General features: G+C 70.7%; 14 protein-coding genes and 1 pseudogene. 7 read left to right on the forward strand and 8 right to left on the reverse strand.

Features of this window, described 5'->3' with window-relative positions:
- Positions 1 to 93: 93 nt before the first annotated feature.
- Both AC5YDV_RS14360 and AC5YDV_RS14365 read right to left on the reverse strand, forming a co-directional pair.
- On the reverse strand, positions 94 to 351 hold the full coding sequence (locus tag AC5YDV_RS14360; protein ID WP_496184170.1) for a transposase: 258 nt from the start codon (positions 349 to 351) through the stop codon (positions 94 to 96).
- A 60-nt stretch (positions 352 to 411) separates the two neighbouring features.
- A pseudogene (locus AC5YDV_RS14365) lies at positions 412 to 876 on the reverse strand (helix-turn-helix domain-containing protein); the annotation flags it as partial.
- Positions 877 to 1,097: 221 nt separating this feature from the next.
- Here AC5YDV_RS14365 and AC5YDV_RS14370 point away from each other — a divergent pair.
- Complete coding sequence (locus AC5YDV_RS14370) at positions 1,098 to 1,517, forward strand: hypothetical protein (RefSeq protein WP_496184171.1); 420 nt, start codon at positions 1,098 to 1,100, stop codon at positions 1,515 to 1,517.
- Between the two features lie 32 nt (positions 1,518 to 1,549).
- Here AC5YDV_RS14370 and AC5YDV_RS14375 read toward each other — a convergent pair whose 3' ends face one another.
- Positions 1,550 to 2,776, reverse strand: coding sequence for an ROK family protein (locus AC5YDV_RS14375; protein WP_496184172.1), 1,227 nt, complete (start codon positions 2,774 to 2,776; stop codon positions 1,550 to 1,552).
- 69 nt (positions 2,777 to 2,845) lie between these two features.
- Here AC5YDV_RS14375 and xylA point away from each other — a divergent pair, with 69 nt between their 5' ends.
- The 6 genes from xylA to AC5YDV_RS14405 all read left to right on the forward strand — a co-directional run bounded on the left by xylA (position 2,846) and on the right by AC5YDV_RS14405 (position 10,534).
- The gene (xylA, locus tag AC5YDV_RS14380; protein ID WP_496184173.1) at positions 2,846 to 4,018 is read left to right on the forward strand and encodes a xylose isomerase; all 1,173 of its coding nucleotides are present in this window, start codon (positions 2,846 to 2,848) and stop codon (positions 4,016 to 4,018) included.
- On the forward strand, positions 4,018 to 5,430 hold the full coding sequence (gene xylB, locus AC5YDV_RS14385) for a xylulokinase (protein ID WP_496184174.1): 1,413 nt from the start codon (positions 4,018 to 4,020) through the stop codon (positions 5,428 to 5,430). The genes xylA and xylB overlap by 1 nt, the downstream gene beginning before the upstream one ends.
- Positions 5,427 to 6,863, forward strand: coding sequence for a GH1 family beta-glucosidase (locus AC5YDV_RS14390; protein WP_496184175.1), 1,437 nt, complete (start codon positions 5,427 to 5,429; stop codon positions 6,861 to 6,863). Before xylB ends, AC5YDV_RS14390 begins: the two co-directional genes overlap by 4 nt.
- Before the next feature lie 254 nt (positions 6,864 to 7,117).
- Complete coding sequence (locus tag AC5YDV_RS14395; protein WP_496184176.1) at positions 7,118 to 8,533, forward strand: ABC transporter substrate-binding protein; 1,416 nt, start codon at positions 7,118 to 7,120, stop codon at positions 8,531 to 8,533.
- A gap of 91 nt (positions 8,534 to 8,624) precedes the next feature.
- A complete protein-coding gene (locus AC5YDV_RS14400; RefSeq protein WP_496184177.1) occupies positions 8,625 to 9,578 on the forward strand; it encodes a carbohydrate ABC transporter permease in 954 nt (317 codons plus the stop codon).
- A gap of 8 nt (positions 9,579 to 9,586) precedes the next feature.
- On the forward strand, positions 9,587 to 10,534 hold the full coding sequence (locus AC5YDV_RS14405) for a carbohydrate ABC transporter permease (RefSeq protein WP_496184178.1): 948 nt from the start codon (positions 9,587 to 9,589) through the stop codon (positions 10,532 to 10,534).
- A gap of 49 nt (positions 10,535 to 10,583) precedes the next feature.
- Here AC5YDV_RS14405 and AC5YDV_RS14410 read toward each other — a convergent pair whose 3' ends face one another.
- The 5 genes from AC5YDV_RS14410 to AC5YDV_RS14430 are packed head-to-tail and all read right to left on the reverse strand — an operon-like array spanning position 10,584 to position 19,395.
- A complete protein-coding gene (locus AC5YDV_RS14410) occupies positions 10,584 to 12,422 on the reverse strand; it encodes a hypothetical protein (RefSeq protein WP_496184179.1) in 1,839 nt (612 codons plus the stop codon).
- Positions 12,419 to 15,178 carry an alpha-mannosidase gene (locus tag AC5YDV_RS14415; protein WP_496184180.1) on the reverse strand — a complete coding sequence of 920 codons (2,760 nt, stop codon included), beginning with the start codon at positions 15,176 to 15,178 and terminating at the stop codon, positions 12,419 to 12,421. The genes AC5YDV_RS14410 and AC5YDV_RS14415 overlap by 4 nt, the downstream gene beginning before the upstream one ends.
- A complete protein-coding gene (locus AC5YDV_RS14420; RefSeq protein ID WP_496184181.1) occupies positions 15,175 to 15,768 on the reverse strand; it encodes a D-sedoheptulose-7-phosphate isomerase in 594 nt (197 codons plus the stop codon). The genes AC5YDV_RS14415 and AC5YDV_RS14420 overlap by 4 nt, the downstream gene beginning before the upstream one ends.
- Before the next feature lie 19 nt (positions 15,769 to 15,787).
- On the reverse strand, positions 15,788 to 16,774 hold the full coding sequence (locus AC5YDV_RS14425) for an ROK family protein (protein WP_496184182.1): 987 nt from the start codon (positions 16,772 to 16,774) through the stop codon (positions 15,788 to 15,790).
- Entirely contained in the window at positions 16,771 to 19,395 is a 2,625-nt protein-coding gene (locus AC5YDV_RS14430; protein WP_496184183.1) for a glycoside hydrolase family 38 N-terminal domain-containing protein, read from the reverse strand. Before AC5YDV_RS14430 ends, AC5YDV_RS14425 begins: the two co-directional genes overlap by 4 nt.
- Positions 19,396 to 19,455: the final 60 nt, after the last annotated feature.

Consider the following 19,455-nt stretch of genomic DNA (forward strand, 5'->3'; position numbering starts at 1 on the left):
CCGCCCCACCCTGCAAGCCCAACGCGACGACGCCTGCGCCAAAGGCCAAACCCGCCGCGCCGAGGTCTACACCAACCTCCTCGAACGCCTCGATCAAACCCCCGCTTGACAGACATCACCCACATAAGCCGCGGACGTCTTCAGGATCTCGTTGGCCCGACGCAGCTCGCGGACCTCACGCTCCAAGGCGACGATCTTCGCCTTGTCATCGCTGCTGACACCCTCCCGCACGCCGGTATCGACCTCAGCCTGGCGGACCCAGTTCCGCAACGCCTCCGGATGAATCCCCAACTGCTTGCCGATCCGGCTGATCGCCCCGGCCCGGCTGGCTGGATCCCTCCGCGCCTCCACCCATCCGAGTGGCGCGCTCCTTCAATTCCTCCGAATACTTCCTCGGTGCTGCCATGACTCCCATCCTTCCGTGTGATGAGAGCCTCCATCAGACCCGGGGCGATGCACATCGACATGGACCAGCGATCCGGGATGGCCGTGTTCGTAACGTCGGATCGGTTCTCCGGTGGCCCGGTCGCAAGCTGACAGGCGAATCAGGCGGCACGCCGTGAGGATCCGTCCCACGGTCGAGGGGGCGATGCCCAGCCTGGCGGCGAGCTGGATCGGTCCTTCCCGCAGCCGTAGACGCACGCTCACGCAGCGTTTCACGACCCGCTGCGGGGTCTTGTTCGGGCTGCCGTGAGGTCGCGAGGAGCGGTCCTGCATGGACTCTCCAGCCTGGTAGCGGTCGGCCCAGCGCTTCACGGTCGGCCACGAGACCTGGAACCTCGCGGCGACTTCCGAGATCGGGACTCCCCGGTCTACGACGAGCTGGGCGACGATCAGACGGTGCTTCGGGGTCAGGGCTGCGTTAGCGTGGGACACAGGAGGGCCTTCCTGGCTTGGCGTGGTTCTGTCGCAAGTCCCACTCAACCAGCAAGGCCCTCCCTTGCTCACACGTCCGGATCGCAGTCCTTCAACCAACCTGTCCGGTCAGTACAGCTAGCGCAGGGCCGCATGAGTCCGACCGTTGACGCGTGGTCCTCCGTTGGGCAGGGTTCGCAGCATGCCCGACGTGCTGGCCGGCCGATGCGCCTTTTCGTCTCATGCCCCAGGACCCCTTGGCGGACGGTCCCTCCGAAGCCTCCTTCGCCGAGGCCGGGGACGCCTTCGTGCTGCGCTACACGTGGACGCACCCCGACGACGGCACCCAGACGGACCTGCTGCTCGTGTCGGCGCCGGACGCCGCGGGTGCCGTGGAGGGAACCCTGTTCGACACGTGGCACCAGCAGCCGGGGGTGATGCGCCTGACAGGGATCAGGTCCGGCGAAACGGTGAGCCCGCGTGGCACCTACCTCGAGGAGTGGGGCTGGGAGGTGGAGGTCACGCGGACGCCCACCGGGTCGACGATGACGATGCGCAACGTCGTGCCCGCCTCGGCGCTCGTCGACGCGCCGCCTGAGTTGGCCGCCATGGGACCGGGCCCCTACGACGTCATGGTTGCCGCATGGGGGACTTCTGCCTGACGGGCAGTCGAGGCCTTCCTCGGCGCTGCCGCTCAGGTGCGCGTGTCCGGGGCGGGCGCCTGTGCCCGGTCCAGGATCGTCGCCGGATCGTCCAACATGTCGAGTACGCCAAGGTACGCGGCGCCCAGGGCGCCCGCCGCGTCGCGGGTGGTCCGGGTCCGGACACACACGGGCGCGAAGGGGGCGGCGAGGACGCGGCGGTCCAGCTCGTCCGTGACCGTCGGCAGGAGTGCGGGGGCCAGCGCCGCCAGGTGCCCGCCGAGGACGACCTCGGACAGGTCGAGCAGGTTGAGGGCGCCTGACAGGGCGACCCCCAGCGCCCGTCCGGCGCGCTCGAGCGTGGACTCCAGGCGCGGGCCAGGTGTGCCCGCCGCTGCCAGGAGGGCCTCCCAGGTGTCGTGGCCGGAACTCCTGAGCAGGGCGGAACGTCCGATGATCGCCTCGAGGCATCCCCGGGCTCCGCAGCCGCAGGCCGGGCCATCGGGGTCCACGCACACGTGGCCCAACTCGCCGGCCCACCCGTGGTCACCGCCGAACATCCGCCCCGCGGTGACGGTGGCCGAACCGATGCCGACATTGCCGGAGACGTACATGAACGATTCCAGGTCCGGATCGAGGGACCCTGGCAGGCGGTGCGCGATGGTCATCGCCGCGCAGTCCGCCTCGTTGGCGACCCCCACCACCGATCCTTCGGGGGCGAGTCCGGCGAGCGTGGCGCGGACGTCCACCTCGCGCCAACGGAGGTTGGGGGCACGGAGCAGGATGCCCGCCCCACGGTCCACGATGCCCGGCAGCGCCACGCGGACGCCGAGCAGGCGGTTCGGCGCCTGACGAAGAACCTCCTTGCCGAGGGCGGCGAGTCGGTGCAGGGTGGCGTCCGGATCCGAGGCGGCAAGGTCCTCCTGCACCATGCGGTGGGCGAGGACGGTCCCGGTGAGGTCGATGGCTGTCGCGGCCAGGTAGCCCACGTTGGCCTCGAGGCCGATGGACACGAACGTCCCCTCCGCCGGTCCCAGGGGAACGCCGGGGCGGCCCCGTCCCTGAGGGCGGGCAGGGTCGCCCTCCCCGAGGATGCCCCCCGCCACGAGTTGGTCGACCAAGCGCGAGACGGTGGATCGGGTCAGGCCGGACGCCCCCGCGATGTCTGCGCGGGTCAGTGAGCCGGGCGCGGCGAAAACCGCGCGTGCCACGGTCGACAGGTTGATGGTGCGCAGCGTCGCCTGGCGGGCGCCCACCGGTCGAGCGGGGATCTGGGTCACACCCTTGACCTTAGTGCCCGACCCGTGATTAGCATTTCCATACAACAAAACTTTCTCCAGGAGCCCATCATGGTTCGTCAGCCCCAACCCTCTGACAAGTTCTCGTTCGGCCTGTGGACCGTCGGGTGGACCGGTGTGGATCCGTTCGGTACAGCCACCCGCGCGACCCTCGACCCGTGGGAGTACGCGGAGCGACTGGCCGAGTTGGGGGCGTGGGGGATCACGTTCCACGACAACGACGTGTTCGGGTTCGACGCGGACGACGACCTGCGGGCGAAGCGGGTGGGACAGCTGAAGCAGGTGGCCGACGCAGCCGGCCTGGTGATCGAGATGGTCACCACCAACACCTTCACCCACCCGGCCTTCAAGGACGGCGGGCTGACCGCCAACGAGCGTTCGGTACGGCGCTTCGGCCTGCGGAAGGTGCTGCGCAACGTCGACCTTGCCGCGGAGCTCGGGGCGACCACCTTCGTCATGTGGGGCGGGCGGGAGGGCGCCGAGTACGACTCGAGCAAGGACCTGTTCGCGGCCCACCAGCGCTACGCCGAGGGTCTCGACACAGTGGCGGCGTACATCAAGCAGCAGGGCTACGACCTGCGGATCGGGCTCGAGCCCAAGCCGAACGAGCCGCGCGGCGACATCTTCCTCCCGACGATCGGGCACGCGCTGGGCCTGATCGCCACCCTCGAGCACGGCGACGTCGTGGGCCTGAACCCCGAGGTGGGCCACGAGCAGATGGCCAACCTGAACTACACGCACGGCCTCGCGCAGGCCCTGCACGCCGACAAGCTGTTCCACATCGACCTCAACGGCCAGAAGGGCCTCAAGTACGACCAGGACCTCGCTTTCGGCCACGGAGACCTGCTCTCGGCGTTCTTCACGGTCGACCTGCTCGTGAACGGCTTCCCCAACGGGGGGCGGCGGTACGACGGACCGATCCACTTCGACTACAAGCCCTCCCGCACCGAGGGCATGGACGGCATCTGGGACTCTGCGCGGGCCAACATGGAGACCTACCTGCTGCTGGCCGAGAAGGCCACGGCGTTCCGTGCCGACCCGGCCGTCCAGGAGACCATGCGGGCGGCCGGCATCTTCGAGCTCGGCCAGCCGACGCTGGCGGAGGGCGAGTCGGTGGCCGACTTCCTGGCGGCGGAGGAGGAGTTCGACGCGGACGCCGCGGGTGAGCGCGAGACCCACTTCGTTCGCCTCCACCAGCAGGCCCTGGCCCATCTCATCGGCTGATGGTCCTCGTCGCCGGGGTCGACACCTCGACCCAGTCCTGCAAGGTCCTCGTCGTCGACGCGGACACCGGGACTGTCGTCCGTTCAGGTTCGGCCCGGCACCCGGACGGGACCGAGTGCCCACCCGATGCGTGGTGGGCCGCGTTCGAGCAGGCGGCGGGGCAGGCCGGTGGGCTGGATGACGTCGCCGCTGTCTCCGTGGGTGGCCAACAGCACGGCATGGTTGCGCTCGACGCGTCCGGGGAGGTGATCCGTCCAGCCCTGCTGTGGAACGACACCCGCAGCGCCGTCGCGGCCGAGGAGCTGGTCGCCGACCTCGGCGGGCCGGCTCCGTGGGCGGACGCCGTGGGCTCCGTCCCCGTGGCGAGCCTGACCGTGACCAAGCTCCGTTGGCTGGCCGAGCACGAACCCGGGCACGCGGAACAGGTCGCGGCCATCTGCCTGCCGCACGACTGGTTGACCTGGCGAATCCAGGGCAGCGGACGTCTGGAGGACCTCGTCACGGACCGGTCCGACGCGTCCGGCACCGGCTACTTCGACGCCGTGTCCAACACCTATCGGCGCGACCTGCTCGACCTGGCCATGCGCAGGGATGCCTCGAACGTCCTCCTGCCGCGCGTGCTCGCGCCGGCTGAGGCGGGCGGCGTCACCCCGTCCGCGGCGCTACTCGGCCCCGGTTGCGGCGACAACGCCGGCGCTGCCCTGGGCCTCGGCCTCGTGCCGGGGGATTGCTCCTTGTCCCTCGGTACCTCCGGGGTGGTGGCTGCTGCCTCGGCGACGCCGGTGGCCGACAGCTCCGGCAACGTGAACGGTTTCGCCGACGCGACCGGAGGCTTCCTCCAGTTGGCGGTCACCCTGAACGCGGCCCAGGTCCTGGATGCCTTCCAACGCCTGCTGGGTGTCGACCCGTCGGGACTCAGCCGACTCGCCCTGGCCGCGGAGCCCGGCGCAGGGGGGCTGGTGCTGCTCCCCCTCCTGAACGGCGAACGCACGCCGAACCTCCCCGACGCCACGGGGACCCTCCGTGGGATCACGCTCGCCAACGCCACGCCCCAGAACATGGCGCGGGCCGCCGTGGAAGGGGTCCTGTGCCACGTGGCGCACGCTGTGGGTGTGGTCCGCGCCCTCGGGACCCGGGTCGACCGGGTCAGCCTGGTCGGTGGGGCCGCTCGCTCGGAGGCCGTCCGAGCGCTCGCTCCGGGGATCTTGGGCGTCGATGTCGTCGTCCCGCCCGAGGCGGAGTACGTCGCGCTTGGGGCGGCGCGACAGGCCGCTTGGGTGCTCGCCGGCACCGACCGTTGTCCGGACTGGCCGTTGGCGGGCTCCCTCGAACTCGTCGGGGATGACGAGCCCTGGCTGCGGGAACGCTACTCCGAAGCACTGTCCGACCAGGAAGGAATCCGAGCTCCATGACCCGTCCGATCCCACGCGGCCTCCTCCTTGGTGCTGCCACCGCGGCCTATCAGGTCGAGGGGGCGGTGACCGAGGGTGGACGCACGGCGTCCATCTGGGACACCTTCAGCCACACCCCGGGGAAGGTCGCCGGTGGCGCGACGGGTGACGTGGCCTGCGACCACTACCACCGCTGGCGTGAGGACGTCGACCACATGACCCGGATGGGTCTGGAGTGCTATCGGCTCTCGATCGCCTGGCCGCGCGTCCAGCCGGGCGGCACGGGCCCGCTGAACCCGGTGGGCGTGCGCCACTACCGGGAGTTGCTCACCACCCTCCGCGAGGCCGGGATCAAGCCGCTGGTCACGCTCTACCACTGGGACCTCCCGCAGGAGCTCGAGGATGCCGGTGGGTGGCGCAACCGTGACACTGCACACGCCTTCGCGGACTACGCCCGCGCGATGGCCGCCGAGTTGGGCGACCTCGTCCATGCCTGGCTCACGATCAACGAGCCGCTGGTCATCACCTACACGGGCCACCTGGACGGGATCCATGCTCCTGGCCTGAAGGACGGGAGGGCGGTCTACGCGGTTGCGCACCACCTGAACCTCGCGCACGGGCTCGCCGCCCGGGCGATCAAGGAGGTCCTGCCCGGGGCGACGGTGGGTCTCGCGCTGAACTACCTCGAGATGTCGACCAACGACAACGATCGCGACCGCGCTGCGCTGGCGAAGGCCCGGCTGCTCCTCAACGACGTGTTCATCGCCCCGATCCTCGATGGTGGCTACTCGCCGGAGCTCCGGGCGCTCACCGCGCCCGTGACCGACTGGTCCTTCGTCCTTCCCGGCGACGAGGACCTGGTCCGTGCCCCCGTCGACCTGTTCGGCCTGAACTACTACGGGCCCCACAAGTACGTGGCGGACCTCGACCCCGGGACGCAGGACCGCGAGGGCGTCCTGAGCCAGAACTACGGGCACGCGCCGATCGCGGGGCCGCGGAACGCACTCGACATGCCGGTCGAGGCGGCGGGGCTGACGCGCGTCCTGCGCGAGATCCACGCCAGGTGGGGCGTCCCCCTGGCGATCACGGAGAACGGCGCGTGCACCAACGAGCCGTCGACCGCGACCGGGGAACGGCTCGCCGACCCCGACCGCGTGCGCTACCTGCACGAGCACATCGGGGCCGTGCTGGACGCGATGGACGCCGGCGTCGACGTGCGGGCCTACTGCGTGTGGTCACTGATGGACAACTTCGAGTGGGCCCTGGGCTATGACCCGCGGTTCGGGTTGCTGCACGTGGACTACGCGACCGGTGTGCGGACCTGGAAGGACTCCGCGTACTGGTACGCGCAGGTCATCGCCTCCCGTTCGTTGCCCGACGAGGCCCCCGCGTGGACGCCCGCCTTCGCGCGCGGCGACGCGCCCACCCGGACGGTGTTGTCGGCCACGAACTGACCGAGCCCTTCCGCCCCGCCGGCGCCCGATCGCGGCCGGCGGCGCGAGCCTGTCCGGGCCTCTGAGAACGGGTGATGGCGTTTCTCACGGTTTCGTAACGGGCGGGAGATGCTTCGCCGAGAACCATTGACTTCCGATGTGGTATCGATACCCTACAGACACGGGGTCAGGCTCGTGAGTGCGTGACGAAGCCCCGCCATCCCTTGGCTCCGCCGGAGCTCTCCGGGGGTGCCACCCTGTCGAAAGGACGGTCGATGAAGACCAACAAGAGGTTCGGGGCGGCGGCTGTCGCAGTGTCCGCCGCTCTCGCCCTGTCAGCCTGCAACCCGGGCGCTGCCCAGGCTCCCGGCAACCAGGCTCCTGCTCCTGCCCCGGGAAGCGCCGACGCCAGTGGTGCGTCCGCGGTGTTCACGAAGGAACTGTCCGGCGCGATGAAGACCAGCGGGTTCAACCCCTCCGACGAGGTCGGTTCGTCCCGCAGCGACCTGGCCACCGAGAAGGTCGCCCCCGCCACGGTCGAGATGGACACCACCAACTTCGACCCGCAGAAGTTCGCCGCCCAGGTCGCATCGGGTCAGACCCCCGACCTGATCCAGGTGAACCGGTCCATGGTCGGCACGCTGGCCGACAAGAAGCTCATCCAGCCTCTGGACGAGTGCTACGCCCTGTGGGACCGCGACAAGGGCTACTACTACGACGCCGCCATCAAGGACGTCACGTACGACGGCAAGATCTACGGCATCCCGCAGTTCTTCCAGGCCGCCATGATCATCGGCAACAAGAACGTCATGGAGCCCGCGGGCGTCACCATCGACCAGCTCGACACCAGCAAGCCCGAGTCGCTCGTCGAGGCGGCCAAGAAGATGTACAAGGCCGACGGCGGCACGCCCACCGTGCTGGGCTTCGACCCCGACCTCCCCGGATCGGCCGCGACCTGGGTCACCGTCTTCGGCGGCAAGGTGATGGACGAGCAGGGCAAGCCCACGCTCGAGGATCCTGCCAACGTCGAGGCCCTCACGTGGATGAAGGAGATCATGGACGCCCAGGGTGGCTTCGCCCAGGCGAAGTCGCTGAAGGACACCATGGACGTGTTCGGTGACGAGAACCAGTACGTGAAGAACCAGGTCGGTGCCCAGCTGTGGGCCCAGTGGTACATCAACGTCCTGTCCAACGTGAAGGACAACGTGTCCCTCGTCGCGACGCCGATCAAGACGGCCGACGGCAAGGTCCTCGGCATGGCCGGCGGTACCACCTTCGCCATCCCGGCCGGCGCCAAGAACCCGGCGGCCGCCTGCGCATGGGCCATCCAGGCCACCTCGCTGGAGGCCTGGGAGGCGGCCGGCGCGGCACGTGCCGAGACCGTGAAGTCCAAGAACTCGATCAACACGGGCCTGTTCACCGCCTCGCCCGAGGCCGACAAGCTCGTCCGGGAGAAGTTCGTCGTGCCGAGCGGCAACGCCGACTTCGACCAGCTGATCGAGACCTCGTACGCCGCCCTCGAGAACACCGTCTCGGCCGGTGGCTCCGCGGTCGGGCAGCAGATCGACGACGCCCTGAAGAACGCTGTCGCGCAGGTCACGGCCGGTGGGGACCCCGCGGCCGCGCTGAAGGAGGCCCAGGCCACCGCCCAGCGTGCCTGGGAGCAGTCGGAGATCGGCAAGAAGGGCTGATCAACCACGGCGCGGCGGGGGCGGAGCTGGTCGCCAGTTCTGCCCCCGTCGCGTCCCTCGACCCTTGTCCCGACGACCCAGGAGGTCCGCTGTGGCACGAACTCCCCAGAGGGCGAAAGAAGGTGCCCCCAAGGTCAAGGCGCGGAAGTACAACACCAAGGAGTCCATCGCCGGACTGCTGTTCATCTCCCCGTGGCTGATCGGTTTCCTCGTCTTCACGGTCATCTCGATGTCGTGGAGCCTGATCCTCTCCTTCCAGAACTTCGACCTGGCGACCAATGTGGGTACGCCGACGGGGTTCACCAACTACGAGCTGCTCCTCGACGACCCGAAGGTGATGACGTCGCTGACGAACACCTTCATCTTCGCGGCCATGTCCGTCCCGCTGGAGATCGCGGTGTCGTTGGGCCTGGCCCTGCTGCTGCTCGGCGTCCATCGAGGCTCGGGCTTCATGCGGACGATCTACTACCTCCCGAAGATGACCCCCGGCGTGGCCACCGCCGCCGTGTTCCTCCTGCTGCTCAACGGCAACAACGGAGCGATCAACAAGTTCCTCGGCATCTTCGGCATCCCCGGTCCGCAGTGGTTGACCGACCCTGCCTGGATGAAACCCTCCATCGTGCTCATGGGCCTGTGGTCGGTCGGCGGCGGCATGGTGATCCTCCTCGCCGCCCTGCAGGGCGTGCCCAAGGAGATGTACGAGGCGGCCTCGGTCGACGGGGCGTCCAAGTGGGCCCAGTTCGTCCGCATCACGCTCCCGATGATCAGCCCGACCCTGTTCTTCCTGGTCATCGTCAACACGATCGCCGCCCTCCAGGTCTTCGACCAGGCGTACCTGCTGTTCTACCGGGACGGTGGGGCGACGGTGCCCGACTCGGCCCTGTTCTACGGCGTCTACCTCTACCAACAGGCCTTCCAGCGGTTCAACTTCGGGCTCGCCGCGGCGATGGCCTGGCTCCTGTTCCTGATCATCCTCGTCATCACCGTGATCCAGATCAAGGTCGGCGACAAGCTCGTCTACTACGAAGGGGGCGACAAGAAGTGACCGCTCCCATGACTCCCCAGCAGTTGCCCGACAAGGCGACCACGCAGCTGGCGGCCTCCCGGGTCGACAACAACGAGTTGCAGGTGGTGGAACGGCTGACCCCGTTCCAGCGCAACCTGCGGCGCGTCGACCAGTGGGTCCGGTGGATCCTGATGATCGGGATCGCGCTGCTGTTCCTGTACCCGTTCGCCTGGCTCCTCGCGGCCTCGCTCAAGCCCCGCGGTGAGGTGTTCGACAACCGGCTGATCCCCAAGACGTTCGTCCCCGAGAACTACGTCGAGGTGTTCAACCAGTTGCCGCTGCTCAGCTGGATCTGGAACTCGATCTTCATCGCCCTGATGGCGGCCCTGCTGGTCACCATCTCCAGTTCGATGGTGGCGTTCGGTTTCGCGTACTTCCGGTTCCCGTTCCGCAACGTCCTGTTCAGCATCCTGCTGGGAACGATGATGCTCCCCGGCGCGGTCACCCTGATCCCGAACTACCTCATCTGGAAGTGGCTGGGCTGGCTCGGCACCACGGTTCCCCTGTGGGGCGCCACGCTGTTCGGCTCCGCCTTCTACATCTTCCTGATGCGCCAGTTCTACCTGTCGCTGCCGCGCGACCTCTTCGAGGCTGCGCGCGTGGACGGCTGTTCGTTCTGGGGGCTGTTCTGGCGAATCGCGTTCCCGCTCGCGCTGCCCAGCGCGATCATCGTGTTCATCTTCGAGTTCCAGGCGTCCTGGAACAACTTCATGGGCCCGCTGATCTACCTGAACTTCGGGTCCCCCGACGGCTACACCGTGCCGCTGGGCATCGCCTACGCCATGACGCTGTTCTCGCCCACGGCCGGCGGCCACGGCGACTACCAGTACGTCATGGTCGCCTCGCTCATCGTGACCCTGCCCATGTTGGTGATCTTCGCCTTCGGGCAGCGATACTTCATCGAGGGGATCGCGGCCGGCTCCGTCAAGGGCTGACTCGCACCGCACCGTGCCCCGGCGTCCACGGACGGCGGGGCACGTCGTGTCATTGCTGTGCGCGGATCGCGTCCTCGCACGCCAGCAGCAGGACCCCGACGCACCAGGCGTGCGACAGCGTCAGCACCGAGCCGGGGGCCTCGAAGCAGTTGGTCTGGTAGAAGCGTTCGGTGACCATGCCCCGCATGGCGTTGAAGTCGCCGTTCTCCCGCGCCACGAACTGACGGGCAGCAGCGAGCGCCTCGTCGGCCCGCTCGGCGTAGTAGGGGTCGCCCAGGGCGGTCGCGAGCTCGTGCAGTTCGGTGTGGCACACCAATCCGTAGGTGTGCAGGTGCTGGTTGCACGGGGAGGCCTGGTCCGCTCCCCGCGACGCGTAGCCGTAGGTGGCCAGGATCGTGTGTGGGGGGAACGTGACGTTCCAGGCGTACCGGAAGGTGAGCGTCCAGTCGGCGGCCCGCCGGGCCAGGTCCAGCCAGCGGTCCTCGCCGGTGGCCCGGTGGAGGGCGACGTACGCCATGACGGCTGCGTACCCGTCCTCGGAACTGGGAGCGAGGTCGATGTCCTCGGGGGCACCGTGCAGGAACTCGGCCTCGACGAGGTGGGCGTAGTGCTCCCCGGCGCGGCGCGCCGCCTCGACCAACGGCAGGTCGGCGAAGGCGGGCAGTGCTGCGGCCTCGCAGAAGGCGGCCACCCACATCAGGCCGGCGGCCCCGGCACGGTCGAGCACCGCTCCGGTCACCGCGTGGTGCAGGGTCCCCAGGTTGCCCGTCGTGTCCTGCACCCCGAGGCGGTGGACGAGGTTGCGACGCACCGCTGCTGCCCAGCCCGGGTGCTCCGCGGCCAGGTCCGGCAGGTCGCGCAGTGCCCTCGCCAGGAACGTGGTCGCCTCCCCGAGCGTGCGTGCGTGGAGGGCGTCCTTGGTGAAGGACCACGACTGGCGCCAGCCCGACGCCCGGTACCACACCCCCCAGAACGTGCCGCAGGGGGCAGGGTTGTCGCAGATGAAGTCGATGACGCGTTCCGCAGCGCGCAGCGCGTCGGGCACGGCGGCACGAGCCCCGTGTCGCGCCAGGGCGTAGGCCCACGGGACGCCGCTCACCCAGCCGACGTGCATGGCCTGGCGGTCCAGGGGTTCGCCGTCCCGCCCCGTGAGGGCGCGGTCGAAGGCGGCCGTTTCCAGCAGGACACCCGGGTCGGGGTCGTAGTGCCAGCGCAGGAGGCCGTGGGCCGTCAGGCGGGCCGTCGTCGCGAGGTCCTCCCAGGGCCTCAGGGGGGACGCGGGGGCCAGCCGCGCGTGCACCGCGCGCAGCAGCGTGCGGTGCGATCCCCGGTAGCCCGGGAGGGTGTGCCACCGCAGGCGCACGGTCGCTTCCTCCCCGGGAGCCAGCGTGTGCGTGGTGATGTCGGGGGGGTCGGGTGACCCCGAGCCGACGTAGGTGACAGGTCCCTCCCGATAGGGGAACGTGGCCCAGACCTCGGCCCCGTCGACCCCCAGGCCGAAGCCGAGCCCGGGCAGCCCCAGCGCGGTCGCGGTCGGCACCTCGAGGGCGATGCCGGCGTGGTCTCCCCAGGCGCAGACGACCGGGTAGGCACACCGGTCCAGACGGAACTCCCACCACGAGCTGACCAGGGCCGCATGGTCGGCGGGGGCGTCGCGCCCCGCCTCGAATCGGGGGTAGGGCCGCGCACACGCCTCGACCCGGTTCTCCCCGTAGAAGGCGCCCGGCACCAACCACCAGGGGTCGCCGGCGGGGACGCCCAGCCGCACCCGGACGCCGCCGCGGGCGGGTTCGCCGGTGCGGTTCGCCACCGTCAGGACGAGCTCGTCGTCGTCGACTGTGCAGGCCGCGTCCCAGGTGCCGAACACCTCGACGCGCGGCCCGCTCATGACGGGCGGGTCATCGTGAGCGGGCCCGGGGCGAACGCCGGGACGCCGTCGATCGTGGACGCCTCGAACCCGGCCTGCTCGGGGAGCGGACGCTCGATCAGGTCGACCTCGACGACGCGCCGGCGCCGGTTGCGGGGGACCAGGAAGGTGCGGATCTGGTACGGGGTGAAGGTGGCACTGATCCGACGCCCGACCAGTGGAAGGTCGATGGTCGCGTTCCCTGCCTCGCCCCGTGCCTCGACCGCCCGGATGACGAGGTCGTGGGCGCCGTCGGGGCCGGCGTCCTCGGCGCCCTTGATCGCCGTGACGTGCACCGGTCCGGTCGCCCCGGCCAGGGAGAGGCGCGCAGGGAGCACCCCGTCGTGGTAGCTCTCGAGCATGGCCCGCGGGCGGGCGCCCAGCTCGGCGGCGCGCTGCGTCAGGCGGGCGGTGCGCCAGTCGCCGGCGTGTGGCACGAGGAGGTAGGTGAACATCTGCGGGCCCTGGTCCTGGACGGGGTAGATGGCTCCCTCGTCCAAGAGCTTCGGGTCGTGCCAGGCGTACACCGCGGAACGCACGGCCGTGATGCCGATGCTCGGGGACGTCCCCGCCTCGGGGTGGCCCGCTGGTGCCGTGTCGTAACCGTGCTTGGCGTTGTTCACCACCGCCAGGCCCGCGCGGCGTCCGTCGCGCGTCCCGGAGAGGTCGACCCACATCTGCCCGGGTTCCTCGGCCGCGTCGACGGGCCGCGCCAGGGTGGCGTAGGGGATCTCGAAGGTTGCCTCGGGGTCCTCCAGCGCCACCGGGACGCGGAGCTTCAGCAGGTGAGCACGCTCCCTCCAGTCGATGTGGACCCGCACCTCGAGGGCGTCGGCGTCCAGGCCCAGGACGAACTCCTCCACCAGGGTGGAGCGCCCCCAGGCGCGTTCGACCCGGATGCTGGCGCGCACGGGGCCCCGCTCGTGCACCGCGATTCGGGTGACGGGCATGTCGTCGCCCGGCCACGCGTACGACACGACGCGGTGGCCCCACGTGTCGGTGGGGTCCTCGGCCAGTGAGACGTGCGGACCGCCGGCCCCGTCCAGGAGGTCGGTTCCGGTCGCCTTGTGGAGCAGGCCGGAGAGCCATCCGGTGGTCGGGTCGACCTCCACACGCAGGTGGTCGTTCTCGAGCACCCACTCCGACACCTGCAGGGTCGTGGCCGGCGGCTGGGCGACGGCGTGCACGTGGTACAGGGCGTACCCGAACGACGGCAGGTCGACCGGGAACAGCGTGGCGCCGCGGGAGCGGTCGTTCGTGGTGGACGTGGACTGCACCTGCTGGTGCGGGACGACCGAGCCGTCGGCGTCCGTGACATGCACCCCCAGTGGCTGCCCGCCGTAGTTGAGCTCGACGAGGGCCCGGACCGGCCAGGGGTGGTGGTTGAACACGACGACCGGCTGGACACCCTCGACGAACGGGATGTCGACCTGCCTGGCGACGGTGTTGTGGGCCCGCGTCCAGATGCGTTGGCTGATCGACACCGCCTCGCCGAGCGCGTCGCGGGAGTCGACGTAGGCCTCCTCGACGGCGCTGCCCGGCAGGATGTCATGGAACTGGTTGAACAACACCTGCTTCCACGCCAGTTCCAGCGGCTCGACCGGGTAGGCGAGGGCGGGATTCGATGCGCCGCCCAGCACGTCGGCGACGATGCCCCAGCGCTCGCCCTTCAGGGCGGCCCACTGGGCGCGGCGCCCCCACGCCTTGATGCCGGAGTGCGCGGAGTAGCAGCCTGCCGCGTGGTGCTGCAGGTCCTGGCGCCATACGGGCAGGGAGTCGGCGTCACCCCGGGCGAGGACCTCGTCGAAGTAGGCGCGGGGGGTGCTCATGACCAGCCTCCCGAAGCTGCCCATGCGGGCGTAGCGGTGGATGGAGTCGATGTTGGCCTTCGTGGGGCCGCCGCCGTGGTTGCCCACGCCGTAGAAGACCAGCAGGGGGTCGTAGTCGAGGGCCAGCTGCCCCAGGCCCTTCTCGATGGTCCCCGACAGGTCCCCGGGCGGGGCGCAGTACTCGTTGGGGATCCGCATCGCGAGCACCCGGGAGCCGTCAGGGGCCTCCCACCAGAAGGGCGTGCGCGGCAGCGCCCACTCCTCGTGCGGTCCCGGGCGCAGGAAGTTGTAGCAGTCCAGGCCGTGGCCGCGCAGGATCGCGGGCAGCATCACGTTGTGTCCGAAGGGGTCGACGTTCATGCCGACCGTCGTCGCCTCGCCGAAGTTCTCGATGAGGAACCGCTGGCCGTAGAGTCCTTGGCGCGCGAACGCCTCGCCCATGGGCATGTTGTTGTCGGGCTCCACCCACCAGCCGCCCACGTTCACCCAACGGCCCTCGGCGACGCGCCGCCGGATCCCCGCGAACAGGTCCGGGTCGGACTCCTTGATCCATGCCAACAGCACGACCTGGTCGCAGGTGAAGACGAAGTCGTCGTACTCCTCCATGCGGTGCAGTGCCGACCAGTAGGTGGCCCGGGCCTCCTGGTAGCCCTCCTGCCACGTCCACAACCAGACGGGATCGATGTGGGTGTTCCCGACCAGGTGCACCGTCGTGCCGGACGCCGCGACCGGTCGGTGCGTGAGGTCGAGCCCGGCGGGCTGGGGGCCCGAGGGAGCGTTGCCGATCGGGGCGCGGTGGGTGTGCAGTCCCGCGTCGCGGGACGGGTGGGGCTCACCGAGCAGCTCGGCGCGGGCAGGGTCGACGTCGCGCCGCCCCGGGTCGACGTTGCGGCCGATCTCCTCGGTCATGCCTCGGGCTCCTCTCCGGCCGCCCATGCGTCCACCTGTTCCGAGACCATGTGCAGCATCGTGGTGTGCATCTCCTGGATGCGGGCCGTCTTGGCGCTGGGCGCCACGAGGGCGTGGTCGGCGTGCTCCAGGGCCGGGCCACCGCCCGCACCGCCGAACAGGACGGTCGTGGCACCCGCCCCACGCGCGCACCGCAGGGCGGACACCACGTTGGGGCTCTTCCCCGAGGTGGTGAACGCGATGAACACCGACCCCGGCCGGGCCAACGCCTCCACCTGGCGGGAGAACACGTCGTCGTAGGAGTAGTCGTTGGCGGTGCACGTCATCACCGACGGGTCCGTGCTCAGGGTGAGACAAGGCAGGGGGCGACGGTCGCGCTTGTAGTGCCCGATGAGCTCCCCGGACAGGTGCTGGGCGTCGGCGGCACTGCCGCCGTTGCCGAAGGTGTAGACGAAGCCGCCGGCCTCGAAGGTCGTGATCAAGAGGTCGGCGACCTCGGCCACCCGGGGCAGCAGGGAGCGCAACCCCTCGGCGGTCGCGACGTGGTCGTCGACGATGGCGTGCAGCCAGGCCGGCTGGTCGGCGGACATGGGTTCCTCTCGTGGGGGGTCAGGGCAGGAGTGCGGTGGGGGTGTGGTCGAGGAGGGGGGTCTCGCCGGCGCGCTCGACGCCGATCGCGCCGGCGCCGACGATGCCGGCCAGGTCGGGCCGGTCGGCCAGGACGATGGTGCAGGCTCCGGCCGCCGGGCCCATCGCCTGCTCGCGGACGATCCGGCGGACGGGGTCGAGCAACTGGTCGCCGGCGTTGGTCACGCCGCCGCCGAGGACGATGAGTTCCGGCTCGAACACGTTGGTGAGGTCGGTGAGGCCCTGGCCGAGCAGGGCGGTCGTCTCGTCCCACACCTCTGTGGCCACGGCGTCGCCGGCCAGGGCGGCTCGACTCACGTCCGCTCCGCTGATCGCGGGGAGACCGGCCAGTGCACTGGGTCGTCCGGCCGCGACGAGCTCGGCCGCCCTGGCCCCGATGTTGGTGCCGGAGCAGTAGGCCTCGAGGCAGCCGCGGCGTCCGCACGAGATGCAGTACCGGCCCCCGGGGCGCACCATGATGTGACCCAGTTCGCCGCCGTTGCCCGCAGCCCCCCGGTGGAGGCGCCCGTCGATCACGGAGCCCCCGCCCACCCCGGTCGACAAGGTGAGGTACAGCATCGTGGACGCCCCACGGCCGGCGCCGAAGCGCCACTGGCCCAGGGCGGCCGCCGTGGCGTCGTTCTCCAGGGCGAACGGGACGCCGAACTCCTCGGTGGCCAGGGGGCCGATCTCGACGTGGTCCCACCCCGGGAGGTGGGGAGGTGCGAGCAGGATCCCGCGGGCGGCGTCCAGGGGGCCGCCGCACGAGATCCCCACGACGGCGACCTCCTCCGCCCCAACCCCCGCCAGGGCCAGTGAACGGCGCCCCATCGCGAAGACCCGGGCCACGATGACGGAGGGCCCCTCCTCGCGGCGGGTCGGTTCGACCAGGAGGCCCGAGACGGTGCCGTCGAGGCCGAAGGCCGCGGTGGCCAGCTTCGTCCCCCCGATGTCCAGAGCGAGGATCATCCGACACCCCTGTCGGTCAGCTCCACGCCGGTGCCGGTGCGGAGGAGGTGGATGTCGTGGCCCCGGGCCGGGTCCACGTCGAGGTGCTGGTCCCCCCAGGAGATCCGGAGGGAACCGGGGTCGCCGAGCGGGTGCAGCGTCATGCGGACGGAGCCGGCCTCGAAGTCCGGCCTGATGTCCACGAGGGCGGCGTCCGGGGGGTCGAGCGCGAGCTCGGGGCCGGGGTCGTGCACGTGGCCGCCGTACTGGCGGACGACGAGGGGTCGCGCGGAGTCGTCGCCGGCGCGCCGGACGGAGGCGTGGGTGACCTCACCGGGGAGGAGCCGGTAGCGGAACCGGTGGTACCCGCCCTGGTGGGCGCGGAAGTTCGTGCCGTACCAGTTGTTCATGATCCAGCTGGTGACCAGGCCGGAGCTGGGGTGGGGCCGCGTGTCGTCGAGCCAGTGGTCGGTGTGCACGCCCCCGAGTTGCACCAGGGGGGCGTCCGGGGTGGTGAGCACGACGCCACGGGTGGCGCCACGCGGGCGCACGCCGAGCGCGTGCTGCACGGAGTACCAGGCGTGGCAGCTGCTCGGCAGCTGCTCGACGCCGGCGATGAAGGCGGCGCCCTCGGTCTCGAGGACGAACTCGGGCACCCCTTCGACGGCGAACGGGAACGCGACGTGCAGGCTCTCGACGAGCGGGACCTCGGGCTTGTCGACCTCCACGTCGAGGTCGAGGGCCGGGTCCTCGTCGTACGAGGTCAGCGTGCAGGTCACCCGCACGGCGAGGGGGAGTGCTGCTCGCTGGGCCGGGGTGCCCGATACCAGGGTGGCGTCCTGCGTCCAGCGGAGCGCGACCTGTCCGGGCCGGCGCAGGACGGTCCCGCCGGACGCTGTGGCCGTGACGACGGTGCGACTCGGTCGCGCGGCGCTGCCCGGGCCCATGGAGTCGGCGAGTCGACGCAGGGTTGCCCCCGGGTCCTCGGCGAGCGAGGCGGCCGCGGGTGCGCCCACGAGGTCGGGATCGCCGCCGTCGAGGCGCTCCTGCAGGAGCGCGCCTAGTCCATGGGGGCCATTGTCGAGCAGGTCGGTGCCCGTCGCCCGGTCGATGATGGACACCACGCCGCCGCGGGTGGGGTCGAGCCGAACCGTGTAGAAGCCGGTCTCCACCGTGTCGCCGTCCCGAACCTCGGGGTCGGACCGGTCGACCGTGAACGTCGTCTGGCCGAAGCCGGGCACGGTGACCCGGTGCAAGGACTCTCGCAGGCCGTTGTCGACCCTGAGGCGTACCGCCTCGGTGCGCTCGCGCGGCGTGGGGTTCAGGACGACCACGCGGTCACCGCGGGCGACGGTCGTGTCCGATCCCTTGCCCACCGGATGGTGCGCGGGTCCGGCGGCCGCGTCCCGGCGGTCGGCCACGGCGCGGAAGAACCCTTCCGTGGCGAGGCTGCGGGCCAGTTCCCAGCCGCGCCACACCCACGATGCCTTGGCGTTGGCCTGGTGGGCAGCGTTGAAGCCCCGGACGTTCTCGTGGGTGTCCCAGGACCCCCAGGTGTGCTCGGCGGCGAGCAGTGCGGCCGCCTCCGCCTCCCGGACGCCCTCGGCGAGCTCGTCGGGGGAGCGGTGGCGGACGGGTCCCCGGTTGAACCCGAGCACGGTCCCGAGGTCGGTCGCTCCCGGTCCGCGCAGCAGGGCGAGGGAGTGCGTCCAACGGGCCGCCGCAAGGTGGGTCAGCGACTCGCGGTAGACGGCGACCTCGCGCGCGGTGGACCCGTGGCCGTGGGCCCACCAGTCGGACCACTCCCCGCGCAGGACCGGCAACTCGGCGGCCGCGGGCGACTCGACGAGCCGGTCCACCGCCTCGTCGACGGTGACGGTGCGCAGGGGCTGGTCGGGGTGGCGCTGGTTCCACGCGCGAGCCACCGCCAGGTAGTCGAGATCGGGCCAACGGTTGTCGTTGGCCGCGTGGACGACCGCGACGTCGAAGGGCCACTGGGGTGCGGCCGAGAGTTCGGTCACGAAGCGCTCGATCTCGGCGACGGCCTCGTCGACGAGCCCATCCAGGAGGCCCCAGGGCTCGCCGTAGCCGTAGTGGGTCGACAAGAAGGTGAAGACGCGGCCGCCGTCCGGGCCCTCCCACCAGAACGCCGCGGGCTGGGGGAGGGGTGGGTGCCCGTGGTCGGGGTTCAGCGCCATCACCAGCCGGTCCACCCCATGACGGCGCATCGCGACGTTCGCCCCCCAGCTGAGGCCGTTGACGTCCCCGTGCTGCTGGGTACGGATCGGGATCCCGGCGTCGCGCAGGGTACCGAGGGCGAGGTAGGCCGCATCCTGCTCGGGCGTCGCCAGGAGCTGGGTGAAGTTCAGGTGGCCCGCCGTCACGCACGCGCGGCCCGCGGCCACGGTGGCCGTGAGGCGCGCGAGGCCCTCGTCGCCGTGCTTCCGGACGAACTCGAGCACCGGGCGAGCCACCTCGAAGGTCCACCGGAAGGCCTCCGGTCCGGCGTCGGGCGTGGCCTCGATCAGGTCGAGCACGTGCCCGACGATGTCCACGTGGGCGGTGTCCATGAGTCGGGGTGAGTTGGTGTAGCCCACGTCGTGGTGGGTGTGGCTGACCAGCAGGACCTCCCGGATCGCCACAGGCTCCGGTGCACGATATGGAATCGATCCCACATGGTCATGGAACCCCATCTGGTGGGC

The sequence above is a fragment of the Propioniciclava sp. LT432 genome, assembly GCF_059515965.1.